General features: G+C 73.1%; 4 protein-coding genes. 1 reads left to right on the top strand and 3 read right to left on the bottom strand.

Annotation, left to right across the window (positions count from 1 at the left end; all coding sequences use genetic code 11):
- Nucleotides 1-314: 314 nt before the first annotated feature.
- Both A6Q79_RS17840 and A6Q79_RS17835 read right to left on the bottom strand, forming a co-directional pair.
- Nucleotides 315-791 (bottom strand): DUF3515 domain-containing protein, encoded by a 477-nt coding sequence (locus A6Q79_RS17840; RefSeq protein WP_286689451.1) that lies wholly within the window; start codon nt 789-791, stop codon nt 315-317.
- Nucleotides 770-1006 (bottom strand): Lrp/AsnC family transcriptional regulator, encoded by a 237-nt coding sequence (locus A6Q79_RS17835; protein ID WP_067861677.1) that lies wholly within the window; start codon nt 1004-1006, stop codon nt 770-772. The genes A6Q79_RS17840 and A6Q79_RS17835 overlap by 22 nt, the downstream gene beginning before the upstream one ends.
- 80 nt (nt 1007-1086) lie before the next feature.
- Between A6Q79_RS17835 and A6Q79_RS17830 the strand changes: the two genes are divergently transcribed.
- Nucleotides 1087-2064, top strand: coding sequence for a thiamine-phosphate kinase (locus tag A6Q79_RS17830; protein WP_286689450.1), 978 nt, complete (start codon nt 1087-1089; stop codon nt 2062-2064).
- Between the two features lie 37 nt (nt 2065-2101).
- On the opposite strand, the gene A6Q79_RS17825 is transcribed toward A6Q79_RS17830, so the two are convergent.
- Nucleotides 2102-2616 (bottom strand): amidase family protein (locus A6Q79_RS17825; protein ID WP_317698892.1); only part of this gene is annotated, 515 nt, incomplete at its 5' end.

Here is a 2616-nt window from a genome sequence, read left to right as displayed (position 1 = left end):
GGAGAATCTTGGTTGCCCTTGGGGGTGGGGTGGGCAGCGCTTCTCCCTTCTCGTGGCACGGTCCACGGGAAGGGAGAAGCACTGCCACCTCTGACCCCGTGGGCGGTGGATCTGCCACCTGTAGAGCGCTGAGAAGGTGGCAGATCCACCGATGGCCCGCGCAAACGAGAATCTTGCGCCCATTGCGAGCCACAGCCCGAGAACAGAGCCGCCGCGCCACCCAGCCACCCGGTCGAGGCCCTTTCGGTACGCAGGTCGAGTCGAAGCCGCACCGACGCAGCCCCACCTCGAGCGGAAGCCGAGCCGCCGCGACGTCAGCCCTGGCAGCGCCGCTCGGCGGGGACGTGCTTCTCGATGCTGGCGGCGAGGTCGATGAGGACGTCGGAGGCGGGGTCGTGCACGGCGGGGACGTCGACCTCGACGTTGACGCGACGGTAGACGGTCGTGAAGCGGAAGCCGTCGGCGGTCTGCTCGCCGAACCAGTCGACGTCGTCGAAGGTGGCGCACTGCGACGTCGGCTCGAAGGCGTCGGGCGTGGCGACGCCGCAGCGCAGGACGACGGGCGGGTCGCCCCAGGCGGCGGCGGGCACGTCCTGGTCCAGGCCACGCCTGTCGAGGCCGCCGACCGACGTGGGGAGGTCGGCGAGGAGTGCCTGGCAGTCGACGTCGGTGCCTGGCTCGGTCGGGTAGGCGTCGACGAGCACACCGCTCCCGCAGGCGCTCAGCGGGACCACGACGAGGGCGGCGGCCAGCAGGCCGGCGCGACGGGTCAGATCTTGACGACGGGGCACGTCAGCGTGCGGGTGATGCCGGCGACCTTCTGCACGCTCTGGACGACGAGCGTGCCGAGCTGGTCCATCGACGGACCTTCCGCACGGACGATCACGTCGTACGGGCCGGTGACGTCCTCGGACACGGTGACGCCGGGGATCGCGGCGATCTCCTGCGCGACCTGGGCGGCCTTGCCGACCTCGGTCTGGACGAGGATGTAGGCGTGGACCGTCATGAGGACCTCCTGCTCGGGAACCTCGACACCATAGCCGACCACGCCGGTGTCCCGGCGTCCGGCTGGTCCACAATGGACGGGTGCCAGCGCAGCAGCAGGGCCCGGGGCCCGGGACGGTGTCCGACGTCGGCGAGTTCGGCCTGATCGACCGGGTCACGGAGGCCGGTGGCACGTCCGACCGGGTGCTCATCGGGCCCGGCGACGACGCCGCCCACGTCCGCACCGCCGACGGCACGTTCGTCGTCTCCACCGACCTGCTCGTGGAGGGTCGGCACTTCCGACGCGACTGGTCGACGGCCCTGGAGATCGGGCGGAAGGCCGCCGCGGCGAACCTGTCCGACGTGAACGCGATGGGCGGCGTGGCCACCGCGCTCACCGTGGGGCTCGGCGTCCCCGCCGACACGCCGTCGGCATGGGTCGTGGAGCTCGCGAAGGGCTTCGAGCAGGAGGCGGCCGTGGTCGGCGCGCACGTCGTCGGCGGCGACATGACGGCCAGCGACGTGGTCGTCGTGGCCGTGACGGTCATGGGCGACGCGCCGCGTCCGGTCCGACGCTCCGGCGCGCTGCCCGGCGACGTGGTGGCGGTGGCCGGACGCCTCGGCTGGTCCGCGGCCGGTCTCGCGACCTTGGGCCGCGGCTTCCGCTCCCCGAAGGCGGTGGTCGACGCGCACCGCGTGCCGACGCCCCCGTACTGGGCCGGCCGAGCAGCGGCCGACGCGGGCGCGACGGCCATGATCGACGTGAGCGACGGCCTGCTGGCCGACCTCGGCCACGTGGCACGCGCCAGCGGCGTCGTCGTCGACCTCCGCACGTCGGCGCTGACGATCGACGCCCCGCTCCTGACCGTCGGTGAGGCGCTCGGCCTCGACCCGCTCTCGCTCGTCCTGACCGGTGGCGAGGACTACGCGCTTGCCGCGACGTTCAGCGCGCCCACGGTGCTGCCCGACGGCTGGACGGTCGTCGGCGAGGTGCGCGACGTGCCCGAGGGCGCCAGGCCGACAGTGCTGGTCGACGGCGCGACGTGGGAGGGCGAGCCGGGCTGGCGTCACTGGCGCTGACCCGCGCCCCGGCGCGCCGTGCCGCCTCACCGCTCGGCTACGAAAGCGGTGCGACGCCGTCCTGGATGCGCGGGAACGGCCGCGCGGCCTCCAGCTCGTACGACAGCTCCAGCAGCAGACGCTCCTGGCCGTGCAGGGCCTGCAGCTGCACGCCGATCGGCAGTCCGTCGCCGGTGCGGCCGAGCGGCAGCGACACGGCGGGCGTCCCGGTGGCGTTGTTCAACGGCGTGAACGCGGCGTAGCGGACGAGTCGGTCGAACATCTCCGGGAACGGCTGGTTCGGCGACAGGTGACCGAGGCGCGGCGTCGTGTGCGCGACCGTGGGGGAGAGGGCAGCGTCGAGCCGGTGCTCAGCGAAGTGCGCGCGCACCACGTGCTCGGAGCGCCTGAGCGCACGGATGGTGCGGGGCAGCCGCCAGAACGACCGCGCGAACCGCGCGGCGAGGAACCGGGTGAGCGGGTCGGTCGCGGTCTTGTCGAACTGCGGGTGCATCACGCGCCGACCGAAGTGCTGGGTCGAGAACGCGAGCATGGCCCAGTAGTGCGTGAACG

Source organism: Aeromicrobium sp. REDSEA-S32_B7 (genome assembly GCF_001626145.1).
In the GTDB taxonomy this organism is placed as follows: Bacteria; Actinomycetota; Actinomycetes; order Propionibacteriales; family Nocardioidaceae; genus Aeromicrobium; species Aeromicrobium erythreum.
Note: the sequence above shows the minus strand (reverse complement) of the source record. Positions and strands in the feature narration are given on the sequence as shown.